We start from the raw sequence: 12,749 nt of genomic DNA, 5'->3' as shown, positions 1-12,749 counted from the left end.
TCAAGATGCTCCGATATCTCCTCAACAAAATCGTCTTGGTGCTGCCGACGCTGATCGGCATCACCATCTGTGCCTTCGCTTTCGTCAGGCTGCTGCCCGGCGATCCCATCCTGGCCATGGCCGGCGAGCATGGCGTGTCGCCCGAGCGCTACGCGGAACTGAAGGAACAGTTCGGCTACAATCTGCCGATCTGGCAGCAATACGCGCATTATGTCCGCGATGCCGCGACCGGTAATTTCGGCGTCTCGATCTCGTCCAAGCGCCCGGTCATCGAAGATTTTATGACGCTCTTCCCGGCAACCATTGAGCTCTCTGTCTTCGCCATGATCTTCGCCATGCTGCTGGGCATTCCCGCGGGCATCTTCGCCGCGGTCAAGCGCGGCTCCTGGTTCGACCAGGGGCTGATGGGCACAGCCCTTGTCGGCTATTCCATGCCGATCTTCTGGTGGGGCCTGCTGCTGATCATCTTTTTCTCCGGCTATCTCGGCTGGACCCCGGTTTCCGGCCGCATCGGCCTGCAGTTCTTCATCAAGCCGATCACCGGCTTCCTGACCCTCGACAGCTTGCTCTACGGCAAATGGGATGCTTTCCGTTCGGCATTGAGCCATCTGGTGCTGCCGACAATTGTGCTCGGCACCATCCCGCTGGCGGTGATCGCCCGCCAGACGCGCTCGGCCATGCTCGAAGTGCTGGGCGAGGACTATGTGCGGACCGCGCGCGCCAAGGGGTTGTCGTCGTCCCGCGTCATCGGCGTGCACGCGCTGCGCAATGCGCTCATCCCGGTGGTCACCACCATCGGCCTGCAGGTCAGTACGCTGCTCGCCGGCGCCATTCTCACCGAAACCATCTTCGCCTGGCCGGGCATCGGCAAGTGGATGGTCGATTCCATATCCAAGCGCGACTATGTCGTCGTGCAGTCGGGCTTGCTCTTGATCGCCCTTATCGTCATGGCCGTGAACCTGATCGTCGACGTGCTTTATGCCGTCATCAACCCGCGCATCAGGGCAGCGTGATGAGCCAGTCGACCGAAATCGCCCCGATGGCCGCCGGCAATCCTGATCGCCTGACTGGCTTCAGGACCTTCTGGCACTATTTCTCGGTGAACCGCGGCGCCGTCATCGGCCTGTTCGTCTTCATCCTGCTGGTGCTGGCAGCGCTGTTTGCGCCACTGCTAGCGCCCTATGCGCCCGATATCCAGGATAAGACTGCTTTCTTGCGGCCGCCGGCATGGCAGGCGGGCGGCAGCGCCGAATATCTGCTCGGCACCGACGCGGTCGGCCGCGACATGCTCTCGCGCCTGCTCTATGGCGCGCGTTTCTCGCTGCTGATCGGCGCCGTCGTCGTCACGCTGGCACTTACCGGAGGCATCATGCTCGGCCTGCTGGCCGGCTATTTCCGCGGCTGGGTCGACGTGGCGATCATGCGCGTCATGGATTTGATCCTGTCCTTCCCGTCGTTGCTCTTGGCGCTGGTTCTGGTCACCATCCTCGGCCCCGGCCTGTTCAACGCCATGCTGGCCATTGCGCTTGTCCTGCAGCCGCATTTCGCGCGCCTGGTGCGCGCCGCTGTCATGGCCGAAAAGAGCCGTGAATATGTGGTCGCCGCCAAGGTCGCCGGCGCGGGACATATCCGGCTGATGCTGCGCACCATCCTGCCCAACTGCCTTGCGCCGCTGATCGTCCAGGGCACGCTGTCCTTCTCCAACGCCATCCTCGAGGCGGCAGCCCTTGGCTTCCTCGGCCTCGGCGCCCAGCCGCCGACACCGGAATGGGGAACCATGCTCGCCTCGGCCCGTGAATTCATCCTGCGCGCCTGGTGGGTGGTGACCTTCCCTGGCCTCGCCATCCTGATCACCGTTCTGGCCATCAACCTGGTCGGCGACGGCCTGCGCGATGCGCTCGATCCGAAGCTGAGGAGGTCGTGATGGCGCTGCTCGACATCCGCAATCTCGTCGTCGAGTTCCAGACCGCATCCGGCCCGTTCCGCGCGGTCGATGGCGTCTCGCTCCATGTCGACGAACGTGAAGTGCTGGCCATCGTCGGCGAATCCGGCTCCGGCAAGTCGGTGTCGATGCTGGCGGTGATGGGCCTGTTGCCGTGGACCGCGACGGTCACCGCCGACAAGATGAGCTTCAACGGCCGCGACCTGCTGAAGCTGAGTCCGGCCGAGCGGCGCAAGATCGTCGGCAAGGACATGTCGATGATCTTCCAGGAGCCGATGGCCAGCCTCAACCCCTGCTTCACGGTTGGCTTCCAGATCGAGGAAGTGCTGCGCTTCCATATGGGCATGGACAAGGCTCAGCGCCGCGAACGCGCCATCGAGCTTTTGACGCAGGTCGGCATTGCCGAGCCGGCCGAACGGCTGAACTCGTTCCCGCACCAGATGTCGGGCGGCCAGTGCCAGCGCGTCATGATCGCCATTGCCATCGCCTGCAATCCGAAGCTCCTGATCGCCGACGAGCCGACCACCGCGCTCGACGTCACCATCCAGAAGCAGATCCTCGACCTCCTGGTCTCGCTGCAGGTCAAATACGGCATGGGCCTGATCATGATCACCCACAATATGGGCGTGGTGGCCGAGACCGCCGACCGCGTCATCGTCCAGTACAAGGGCCGCAAGATGGAAGAGGCCGACGTGCTGTCGCTGTTTGAATCGCCGAAGAGCAACTACACGCGCGCGCTTCTGTCGGCGCTGCCGGACAATGCCGTCGGCGACCGCCTGCCGACCGTCTCCGACATGCTGTTTGAACCGGCCGCTGGAGTCGCCTGATGAGCATCAAGGTCGTCGAAGGCAAGAACATCAAGCGCGACTACCATGTCGGCGGCGGCCTCTTTCGCGGCGCGCGCACCGTACACGCGGTCAAGGGCGTCTCGTTCAGCGTCGACAAGGGCAAGACGCTGGCCATCGTCGGTGAATCGGGCTGCGGCAAGTCCACGCTGGCGCGCATCATCACGCTGATCGATCCGGCGACTTCCGGAGAGCTGTTCATCGACGGCAATAAGGTCGATATCGCCAGGAACGGCCTGACCAAGGAGATGCGCCGCAAGGTACAGATTGTCTTCCAGAACCCTTACGGCTCACTCAATCCGCGCCAGAAGATCGGCGATGTGCTGGGCGAACCGCTGCTCATCAACACCGACAAGCCGGCTGAAGAGCGGCGCGACCTTGCCATGAAGATGCTGAAGAAGGTCGGTCTCGGAACTGAACATTACAACCGCTACCCGCACATGTTCTCCGGCGGCCAGCGCCAGCGCATCGCCATCGCCCGCGCGCTGATGTTGAATCCGAGCCTGCTGGTCCTCGACGAGCCGGTCTCCGCGCTCGATCTGTCGGTGCAGGCGCAGGTGCTCAATCTGCTCGCCGACCTGCAGGACGAGTTCCAGCTGACCTATGTCTTCATCAGCCACGATCTGTCTGTCGTCCGCTACATCGCCGACGATGTGATGGTGATGTATTTCGGCGAAGCGGTGGAATACGGCTCGCGCGAAGAGGTCTTTGCCGACCCGAAGCACAGCTATACGAGGACGCTTTTCGCCGCGACGCCGCGTGCCGACGTCGCCTCGATCAAGGCAAGGCTGGCGAAGAAGAAGGCCGCCTGACCTTCCTGGCAATTGCTTTTGCACAATCGGAAATGCGTCGCGGCGGTGTTTTGCCGGCAGGATCGATCGCAATCCGGGAACTGCCGGGCGCAAGCCGTGTCGCAGAATCCGGTGCGCCCCATCACTCACCCGTTCCATGTTGGTAAAGCTCGTCCATGCTGAGCTTTGCCAGCGTTGCGAAGGGAGCCTGTTTCCTCACCCGACCGCGGCTCAAGATCACCACATCGTCGCAGAACGAGATGGTGCTGTGATGATGGCTGATGACAATGGTGGTGCGGCGGCCGGCCCGCGACTTCAGCGTCTCGACGATAGCGGCTTCCGACAACCCATCCACCGCACTGGTGGCTTCGTCGAGGATGAGAATATCGGGATCGCGCACCAGCGCCCGCGCCAGGGCGATCCTTTGCCTTTGTCCAGCTGACAGGTTGACGCCCCGGTATCCGACAAGTGTCGCGTAGCCGCGCGGCAGGTGCTCGATGAATTCATGTGCCTCGGCCAGCCTTGCGGCGTGCATGGCGTCGCTGGCCGATGCGGTGTCGTGGCCGTAGACAATGTTTTCGAAAATGGTCCCGTCGACCAATTCCAGCTCCTGGCTGGCCAAGGCAATGTTCCGCCGCCACTGGTCTGGCTCGATTTCATCGAGCGGTGCCCCATCGACGAGGATTCTGCCGCTATCTGGTTTGGCGAAGCGGCACAGGAGATTGACGATCGTCGTCTTGCCGGCGCCCGAGCGGCCGATCAGCGCCGTCGAGCGGCCGCTGCGGATGTCGAACACGGCCTGATGCAGCACCGCCTCGCGCGCGTCGGGGCCGGACAGGGCACCGGAATAGGCGAAGCTCACATCATCGAACGTGATCCCTTGGCGCAAGCCGTCGAACGGCAGGCTGCCCTGCGGCGCCTTGGGCTTGTCGGAAGGATCGAGCAGCCATTGCACCTCCTCAAGCGAGCCGCTCATGCCTTGCAGCTGACTCCACGACATCTGCAAGGCGCGCATATGAGGCTGCAGTCGGTAGAGCAGGATGAGGAAGGCGACGGTCAGCGGGAAGCTTATATTTGCCAGCCAGGCTCCGATCACCACCGCCAGGAACAGCATCGCGTGCAGCACCTCGGTCAGTGGCGGCAAGACGCCCTGGCGGATTGAAAGCACGAAAGCCGCCCGCCGCACCCCGTCGGACGCTTTGGCGAAAATCGCCTTTTCGCGGCTCTCCTGCCCGAAGATGCGGATCAGGCGCCCAGCATGCACCAGATGCAGCATCTGCGAAGCGAGTGCACTGTTGCGCGAGACGACGCTGCGGCTCGGCGCCTTCAGACTGGACGACAAAATCCCGTGCGCCAACTGGATAAGCGCCAGCCCCAGCGTCACCAGCAGCGTCATCTGCCAGGACAGGAGCAGGAGGAAGGTGAGCAGGATGATGGCGGCCGAGGCACTGACGATCGCGCCGAGCAGGGCCTGGATAGCGTCGGACGCTCGCCAGGATTCGTTGGAGATGATGTTGAGCAGCCGTCCGGGGCTTTGCTGCAGGAAAAAGGGGTAGCCGACCCTGAGCAACTGCTCCGACAATGCGCTGCGGATCGCATAACCTGCCTTGCCGTAGATGAAGCTGGTCAGCAGCGTGTTAGCGAAGGCAAAGACATTCTTCAGCACGATCGAACCGAGGATCGCGGCCGAAATGGCAATCAGCCGCTCGCGCTCTCCGAGGTCCGCTCCAACCTGCTGGAGGAGGGCGGAGAAACCGGCCATGCCTGATGTTTCGCCACGCCCCATAATGATACCGAGCAGCGGAATGATTAGGCCGATGCCGAGGCCTTCCAGCGCGGCGCCCGCAAGCCCGAGCCCCACCACGACGGGAACGAGCCGCAACAGCCTGCCACCAAGCGCGCGGCGCAGCATTGGCAGGGCCGACGGAATCAGTGACATTATCGCGCCCTGGCCTCCGCATTGGCTTCGCTGGCTTGCAGGTCTTGGCGCAGCGGCTGCCGTTTTGGCAATCCCATCATGACCAGCAGCGCAAATCTGGCGGCACCTGCCAGATTCATGACGACAATAGGCCAGTGCGACAGATCGAGGTCGCGGTCGAAGCGAGGACGGCCCGCCAGTTCCTTGAACGCGGCCCGCGCGGACCAAAAGACATGGCGAAGCAGCCAAGGGGCGTGGCGGACATGTTTCAGGCACAGCGCACCATTACCGAGGCTATAGTCGCGGTGCAGCCTGTCGATCGATTTGCGGTCTCGCCGGCCGTGATGATGCAGGACCGTCATGTCGGGCACATACTCGACCGGCATGCCGAGCAGCATTGCCCGTACCAGATAATCCGTATCCTCAGCAGAGCGTAGGGGGCCACCAGCGCCGAAGCGTTCGTCGAACGACCCGATTCGGGCCGCGACATCGCGGTGCATGGTCATGTTGCAGCCGAGCACGAAGCCGCCCGGGTGGACCGCCGGGGTCAGCCGTTCGCGCGCCTCGCAGCGCTTGATGGTGAAGGGCAGGTCCCGGGCATCGCCGAGCTCGACGCGGCCGCCGCGGATCAGCCACTTCTCGCCGCTCCGGTAGTGGCGCTCGAGGTCGCGGAGATAGTCGCGATCGAGCTTGCAGTCATCGTCGATGAACACCAGCACGCGGCCTCGCGCTCGCGCCAATCCGGCATTGCGGGCAGTGGCCAGTCCGGGGCGCGGCTCCGAGACGGCTGTGACTGGGATGTCTGATGCTTCGGCGATACCGGCCAGCCGCTTTGCCGTGCCGTCCCGTGAACCATTGTCGACCACCACCAACTCGGCCGCGAAGGCGGCGTGCGCCCGGCATGCGGCCTGGATCGACGCTATGCAGGCCTCCAGCACAGCGGCGCGGTCGCGCGTGCAGACGATGAAGCTGACCTCGAGCGACGGCCGCTCCGACCGCGGAGCTGTCGGCACGGGCGCGCTCGCAAACGGGTGCTCGCGCAGGAGCGGGTGGGGCCTGTCGGTCATACCTGTCCCCGCTGATAACGCGCAAGCACCGTTTCGGCCGGTGTGGTTTTGAAGAAGTACTCCACCGCGTCCGCCCGCTTTCCGGCCGCTATCGAGGCCAGGCTGAGCCAGGGCGCACAGACGCCGGGACGCAGCGCATATTTTTCGCGGCGCCGGATGAAGTTCCATCTCGCTGTCCGCGTGAGCAACTCGTGCGTCAGCGGCGGTTCTCCTTCGTCGCTGACGAGCTGGTAGAGGAAATAGAACAGGTTCAGTGCGCCGGCCGCGAAGATTGGCCGCGTGCCGGGCGGCAGTGTGGAAATCCGCTCTTCCAGCGCACGGATGAAATCGGCTGCGCGCGCAACCGTGTCGAACGAGACCGCCTCGCCGATGTCGCGCAAATCTGCGGTGGCTTCCGCGAGCCCCTCACCCTCGAGATTTTCGGCCACGATCCGCAAATGCGTTCTGCGCATTTCCTTGGCATGCCGCATGGTCACGCTTCCCGCATGGATGCGATAGATGAGCAGGTTATCGGGCGACATGGTCGCCGGGAAACGGCCAGCAAGCCGCCTGAAGAGATCGAAATCCTCGGCGTGCCTGTATCTGGGATCGTAATAGAGATCGTCGTTCCCTATGACCTTTCTGTTGTAGACCACCGTCGGATGCATGAATATCGTAAAGAACATCGACAATATATCGAGCCGGCCGAACCGGAACACCGGGTCGAGCCTGCCCTTGGCGATACGGCCGTGAAGCAAGGTATCGACGCAGGCGCCACAGAAGCCGAGCTCGGGCCGCCCCTCGAACAGTGCCACCTGGCGCGAGAGGCGCCAGGGATAGGCGACATCATCCGCATCCATTCGCGCAACCAGCTCGCCCTGGGCCAGTCGCAGCCCTTCATTGAGGGTGGCGACGAGGCCGCGGTTTTCACGCGAGATGACAGAAACGCGATTGTCGGCCCGGCGGTATCGTTCGAGGATCTCGAGCGAATTGTCAGTCGACCCGTCATCGATAGCGATGACCTCGAGGCGATCGTAGTCTTGCCGCAGAATGCTCCCCAGTGCAGCGGCGAGATAAGGCCCTGCATTGTAGACCGGCAGCAGGACGGAGACGAGCGGCGCGGCGGTCATCTGTGTGCATCCGTTCGCGGGAGATCGAGCGCGGCGCGGCCATCGGGGCTGGCATAGGCGTCCGCCGCCCTGCCGAGCCAGCCGGCATCGCCGGCGCGTGCCTGGGAGCGGCGGCGCGCGACATAGGGGAAGCGGCGCTTGAGGCCGTTGAGCGGCCTTTCGAAAACCGTCCACGAGATCGAAGCGACGGCGATCGTGGCGGCGCTCGCGACCAGGAACCGCCCTGGCCCCTGCTCCGAGACATTGAGTGGAATCCAGGGCTGTGACTTGACGGCGAGCGACAGAAGGATCGGATGGTAGAGATAGACGCCATAGCTGATGCGGCCCAGTGACAGCAGCGGCGGCAGTTCGAAAACCCTGCCTAGCGCGCCGCCAAGGCCGGCTGAACACGCGGCGACAACGGCCACCAGCGGCACCAGGGGCAGGATCTGCAGCAGCGCCCAGCGGGCCCATTCCAGCATGGGATCGGCCGGCGCCGGGACAAGCCACTCAATCGCCAGGAAGATGGCCGCAAGGGCTGGCCAGCCTAGCCGAATCCACTGCGGCAGGCCAACGCCTCTGGTCCGCCGACAGGCAAGCAAAGCACCCAGCGCCAGCGCATCCATCGACGCAGGCGGCAGCAGATCGCGCGCCAGCGCCGGGGTGGCGGTGATCGGCCAGTAGAAGCGATAGGCCAGCGACAACAGGATGACGCCGATAGTGATCACTTCCACGCGTCGGCGCGGTGCGATAAGCACCACCAGCGGCCAGGCGATATAGAACTGCTCCTCGATGCTCAGGCTCCAGAAATGGCAGAGTAGCCAGGGCGTCCATTCATTGCGCAGCGCGTACCAGAAATTCGACAGGTAAAGCGCATGCCAGGCGAGCGATCCGCTGGATTGCTCCAGATCGGTCAGCCAGACGAACCAAAGCACGGCGAAATAGGGCGGGAATATGCGCAGCGCGCGCCTGATGTAGAACGATCTCAATGCAGGGCCGGCTTCGAATTCGGCCGCAGCGCGGGCTTCGAGCAGCAGTCGGGTGATCAGGAAGCCGCTCAGCACGAAGAACAGCCGCACGCCGATATGGCCCCAAAAGGAGGACCCGTTGGGTGCCAGGAAATGAGAATAGAGAACCATCGTGACAGCGATGGCGCGCAGCGCGTCCAGCTGATTGTCGCGCGCGACCGCCATCAGCCATTTCCGCCGGTCTGATATCTCCGATGAAGCCGACGGCCCGGCATTGAGGGCCGCAGGTCGAGGCCTGCAAGCGCGCCGACAGCATCAAAGCCGCACCTTGTGCGCGAGGCAGCCTCGAAATCGTCAGCGGCCAGCGAAAAACGCAAGCTGGTCAACTTGGCGGAATCCTCCACGGCGCACATCCCGGTCTTGAATCCCCCAGAAAATGGTGTAGCCGGGCAATGGTGCGGTGCAACACAAAATATCTATCGAACTGTAATGTTTATGTGTTTGAACGTTAAAAATGGATATGATTTGCAGATGCGTTGCGTCGCTGACGGTTTTCCCTCGCGCGCCATGCTATCGGATGAGTTGTACCGCATCGGGAAAGATGCGATTTAGTTGCATAATTCGAACCGAGAGCGTCCTGATTATCATCGGAGATTTAATAAGGTAGATCAAGATTGTAGGTAGCGTATTTTATAGTCAATGTTTATATTGTCGAATAATCGACAAAAATCGAAACCCCCAGTTTTGCGCAATGCAACATGACCGACGGTCGAGCCGGCCGCCGCGCGGTTGCGTCGAATGGAGAACTGGTGCCGCTTAGGTGACTCGAACACCTGACCCCATCATTACGAATGATGTGCTCTACCAACTGAGCTAAAGCGGCCCGAGAAGCGCGAGGCTTCCAAGATCGGCTGGGTGATAGACTCAACCGGCCGCTAATTCAAGATGGGCAACCGCGATTTCAAGGCGGTATCCGGCAATTCGTCCCGGCGTTTCCCGCTGGCGCGGAAATGAGCCGCGTCTCGTTTCGGTTTTCAATGGCGCGGGGGTGTATCGGCGGTCTGCGCGCAATTGCCCGGGAAGATGGTGAAACAAGCTGATTTTATTGTCAAAAACCCGCTAAACTGGCTTTCGATGCCCTGCCAAGGCAGAATGCGGACGCTCGCCCGTTGATTGATTGGTCGCCTGCGGCTAACGATCATGGCAATGTGAGCGAACGGACAGGGGAAATTCGCTTGGACGCGATCGAAAAAGCGATCCGCAACGCCTTCGAGAAAGGCAATGCCGAGGACCGGGCGTTTCGCGAGAGGGTCTATCGATCGGCCTTTGCGGCGCTTGACCGCGTCCTCCAGGCCAATCCTGGTGTGACGGTGGAAGCCGCCATCAAGCGCCGCAAGGCGGTGCAGGAAAAGATCACCGAGATCGAATCCGAATTCCTGCCGGCGGTCCCTGATGTCGCTGCGCAGACGCAAGGCCCCGCGCAGACGCAAGATGCCGCACAGGCGCCAGGCGCCGCCGAAGCGCCCGCAATCGACGCCCCGACAGGCGTAGCAGCCGGGCCATCGCCGGCGATCGTCGTTGACGGACCTGTGCAGCCTGACGCATCCGACGCGCCACGCTCGCGCGTCCTGCCGGTCGTCCCCGACATCATGCCTGACGCCACGCTGCCTGGCGCCCCGGCGATCGATATGGCTGATTCTACGCCGGCCGAGGTCGCGACGGAAGTTGCGCCTGACCGCGACGAAAGACGGATAAGGGGCCGCCGCCTGCCGCTGACGGCGATCTTCTTCGGCGTGACGCTGCTCGCCGCAGCCGGCATCGGCCTCTATTTCGCCGTCCAGACTGGCGTCTTCAAGACGCCGGCGCAACTCGACACGGCCCCGCCCGAGGCGCCGCCGACGGTCGACGATGATGATTTCACGCCGCCCGCCGATACCAACGCACCGCAGCAGCCTGGCGTGCCGCAACAGCCTGGTGCGGCCGAAGAGACGCGTGACTGGATCAACGTGTTTACGCCCACCGATCCGACGCATGTGGCGACGCCGTCCGACGCCAAGGCCGATGTCGTGCAGGACGATACCGGCTCCTTCCTGCGCATCCGTTCCGGCGCTTCCGGCTCGGCCATCAGCTTCGATGTCGGGCAGGGCGTGCTCGAGAAGCTTGCCGGCAAGCATGCCGTCTTCGACATCGTCGCCCGCGCCGAGGACGGCAAGGACACGCAAATCTCCATCGACTGCAATTTCGGCGATCTCGGCGATTGTGGCCGCAAGCGCTATGCGGTCGGCCAGCAGCGCAACGAATATCTGTTCGACGTGAAGTTCCCCGACAAGCCCCCGGGAGCGGCCGGCAGCATCGCCATCAACTCCGACTTCGACAAGCAGGGCAAGGCGGTCGATATCTACGAGATCCGCGTCTCGATCGAACCGTAATCGCCGCCTGGAGCAATTCCAGGAAAAGTGTGTGCAGTTTTCCGTCCGGAATTGCGTAACGAAAGAGATAGCGCGCCGTTTCCGTGAAACGGTGAATCGCTCTAGCGATCGAGTAGCGCCTGCAGCGTCTCGATGCGGTCGGCTTCGGCTGCCGGCTTGTCCCAGCGCAACCGGGAAATGCGCGGAAAGCGCATCGCGACGCCCGATTTGTGCCGGGTCGAACGGTTCAGACCTTCGAACGCCACTTCCAGCACCAGACCCTGCTTACGGTCGGCGCGCACCGAGCGAACGGGGCCGAAGCGCTCGACGGTGTTGTCCCGGACAAATTTGTCGATCTGCTTCAGCTCCTCGTCGGTGAAGCCGAAATAGGCCTTGCCGACCGGCACCAGTTCCTCCGCGCCTTCGGGCCCCGCCCAGACGCCGAACGTATAGTCGGAGTAGAAGCTGGAGCGCTTGCCGTGGCCGCGCTGCGCATACATCAGCACCGCGTCGACCGTGTGCGGATCGCGCTTCCACTTGAACCACGGGCCTTTCGGCCGTCCCGCGAGATAGGGCGAATCCCAGCGCTTCAGCATGACGCCTTCGATGATCGGATGCGGTGGCGCACGGCGCAATTCTTCCAGCGCCTGCCAGTCGGCGAAGTCGACCAGCGGCGAGAGATCGAAGCGGCTGGGGTCGAGCGTTTTGATGAAGGCCGCCAGATGAGCCCGCCGCTCGCGGAACGGCAGCGCGCGCAAATCCTCGCCACCGATCTGCAGCGCATCGTAGCAGCGCATGAAAGCCGGGTACTGCTGCCGGATCTTCGGCGTCACGCTCTTGCGGTTCAGCCGCTGCTGCAGGTCTGAAAACGTGCCGGTCGCAGCGGGCTCGCCGACCAGCAATTCGCCGTCGAGGGCGGCAGAAAAATTCATCGCTTCGGCGAGATCCGGAAAGGCGCCTGAGACATCGTCGCCGGTGCGCGAATAGAGCCGGCGCACACCCCCCTCGCATACCGCCTGGACGCGGATACCGTCCCATTTCCATTCCGCCGCATAGTCGGCCGGATCGAGCTTTTCGAGGTCGCCGTCGCCGACCGGGTTCGACAGCATAACCGGACTGAATAGGGCGAGCGCCGTCCGCTGCGGCTTTTCGGCCTTGCCTTCCAGCCAGGCGAACAACGAGATGTAGGGCGGCGTCAGCCCGTGCCACAACTCCTCGATCTCGGCGACATCGACCTTGCCGAAATCGGCCAGCGCCTGTTTGGCCAGTCGCGCCGAAACGCCGATGCGCAGGCCACCGGTGACCAGCTTGATGATGGCAAAGCGCGCCGAGATACCGGCACTGTCGAGCAGCCCGGCCAGCACCTTCGGCCCATCGGAGCGGCTTGCCGCCTGCAACTTCGCCACCACATCGCCGAGCGTCGGCTCCCGGTTGGGGATATGTCCCGGCGTTTGCGGCCAGACCAGCGACACGGTTTCGGCGAGGTCGCCGACATAGTCGTAGGAATAGCCGAACAGCACCGGGTCCATGCGCTCGGTGACCAGCGCGCGCAGCATCGCCGGCTTGACCGCCGCGATGTTGAGATCGCCGGTGATCGCCGCCAGCGCCAGGCCGCGATCGGGGTCCTCGACACTGCGGAAATAATCGCTGAGCAGCGTCAGTTTGCCGTTGCGCGACGGCGTCAGCACCAGGCGGTCGAGGAGTTCGGCGAAGCGGTTCAAC

General features: G+C 63.3%; 11 protein-coding genes and 1 tRNA gene. 6 read left to right on the top strand and 6 right to left on the bottom strand.

The genetic code is table 11. From position 1 onward, the window contains the following. Window positions 1-5: 5 nt before the first annotated feature. The 4 genes from ACWGTI_RS16800 to ACWGTI_RS16785 are packed head-to-tail and all read left to right on the top strand — an operon-like array spanning window position 6 to window position 3,599. Window positions 6-1,013 (top strand): ABC transporter permease subunit, encoded by a 1,008-nt coding sequence (locus ACWGTI_RS16800; RefSeq protein ID WP_025583791.1) that lies wholly within the window; start codon window positions 6-8, stop codon window positions 1,011-1,013. Window positions 1,014-1,039: 26 nt separating this feature from the next. Beyond that, window positions 1,040-1,924: an ABC transporter permease subunit gene (locus ACWGTI_RS16795; RefSeq protein WP_454588178.1), complete on the top strand. Its 885-nt coding sequence runs from the start codon at window positions 1,040-1,042 to the stop codon at window positions 1,922-1,924. Then, window positions 1,924-2,769, top strand: coding sequence for an ABC transporter ATP-binding protein (locus tag ACWGTI_RS16790; protein ID WP_454588138.1), 846 nt, complete (start codon window positions 1,924-1,926; stop codon window positions 2,767-2,769). The genes ACWGTI_RS16795 and ACWGTI_RS16790 overlap by 1 nt, the downstream gene beginning before the upstream one ends. Beyond that, entirely contained in the window at window positions 2,769-3,599 is an 831-nt protein-coding gene (locus ACWGTI_RS16785; RefSeq protein WP_454576648.1) for a dipeptide ABC transporter ATP-binding protein, read from the top strand. The genes ACWGTI_RS16790 and ACWGTI_RS16785 overlap by 1 nt, the downstream gene beginning before the upstream one ends. Window positions 3,600-3,720: 121 nt before the next feature. On the opposite strand, the gene ACWGTI_RS16780 is transcribed toward ACWGTI_RS16785, so the two are convergent. From ACWGTI_RS16780 to ACWGTI_RS16765, 4 genes are read right to left on the bottom strand one after another with little or no spacing between them, the layout of a single operon-like run. Beyond that, complete coding sequence (locus tag ACWGTI_RS16780) at window positions 3,721-5,517, bottom strand: ABC transporter ATP-binding protein (RefSeq protein ID WP_454588137.1); 1,797 nt, start codon at window positions 5,515-5,517, stop codon at window positions 3,721-3,723. Further along, complete coding sequence (locus ACWGTI_RS16775) at window positions 5,517-6,563, bottom strand: glycosyltransferase family 2 protein (protein WP_454588136.1); 1,047 nt, start codon at window positions 6,561-6,563, stop codon at window positions 5,517-5,519. Before ACWGTI_RS16775 ends, ACWGTI_RS16780 begins: the two co-directional genes overlap by 1 nt. Then, window positions 6,560-7,672, bottom strand: a complete 1,113-nt coding sequence (locus tag ACWGTI_RS16770) for a glycosyltransferase family 2 protein (RefSeq protein ID WP_454588135.1) — start codon at window positions 7,670-7,672, stop codon at window positions 6,560-6,562. Before ACWGTI_RS16770 ends, ACWGTI_RS16775 begins: the two co-directional genes overlap by 4 nt. Then, entirely contained in the window at window positions 7,669-8,844 is a 1,176-nt protein-coding gene (locus tag ACWGTI_RS16765) for an acyltransferase family protein (RefSeq protein WP_454588134.1), read from the bottom strand. Before ACWGTI_RS16765 ends, ACWGTI_RS16770 begins: the two co-directional genes overlap by 4 nt. Window positions 8,845-8,949: 105 nt before the next feature. On the opposite strand from ACWGTI_RS16765, the gene ACWGTI_RS16760 reads away from it, so the two are divergent. Further along, entirely contained in the window at window positions 8,950-9,231 is a 282-nt protein-coding gene (locus tag ACWGTI_RS16760; RefSeq protein WP_454588133.1) for a hypothetical protein, read from the top strand. 195 nt (window positions 9,232-9,426) lie between these two features. On the opposite strand, the gene ACWGTI_RS16755 is transcribed toward ACWGTI_RS16760, so the two are convergent. Next, window positions 9,427-9,502, bottom strand: a tRNA-Thr gene (locus tag ACWGTI_RS16755). A 352-nt stretch (window positions 9,503-9,854) separates the two neighbouring features. Between ACWGTI_RS16755 and ACWGTI_RS16750 the strand changes: the two genes are divergently transcribed. Continuing rightward, entirely contained in the window at window positions 9,855-11,048 is a 1,194-nt protein-coding gene (locus tag ACWGTI_RS16750; RefSeq protein WP_454588132.1) for a hypothetical protein, read from the top strand. A gap of 101 nt (window positions 11,049-11,149) precedes the next feature. Here the strand turns inward: ACWGTI_RS16750 and ACWGTI_RS16745 are convergent, their stop codons facing one another. Continuing rightward, window positions 11,150-12,748 carry a cisplatin damage response ATP-dependent DNA ligase gene (locus ACWGTI_RS16745; RefSeq protein ID WP_454588131.1) on the bottom strand — a complete coding sequence of 533 codons (1,599 nt, stop codon included), beginning with the start codon at window positions 12,746-12,748 and terminating at the stop codon, window positions 11,150-11,152. Window position 12,749: the final 1 nt, after the last annotated feature.

Source organism: Mesorhizobium sp. ArgA1, from assembly GCF_053714375.1.
Note: the sequence above shows the minus strand (reverse complement) of the source record. Positions and strands in the feature narration are given on the sequence as shown.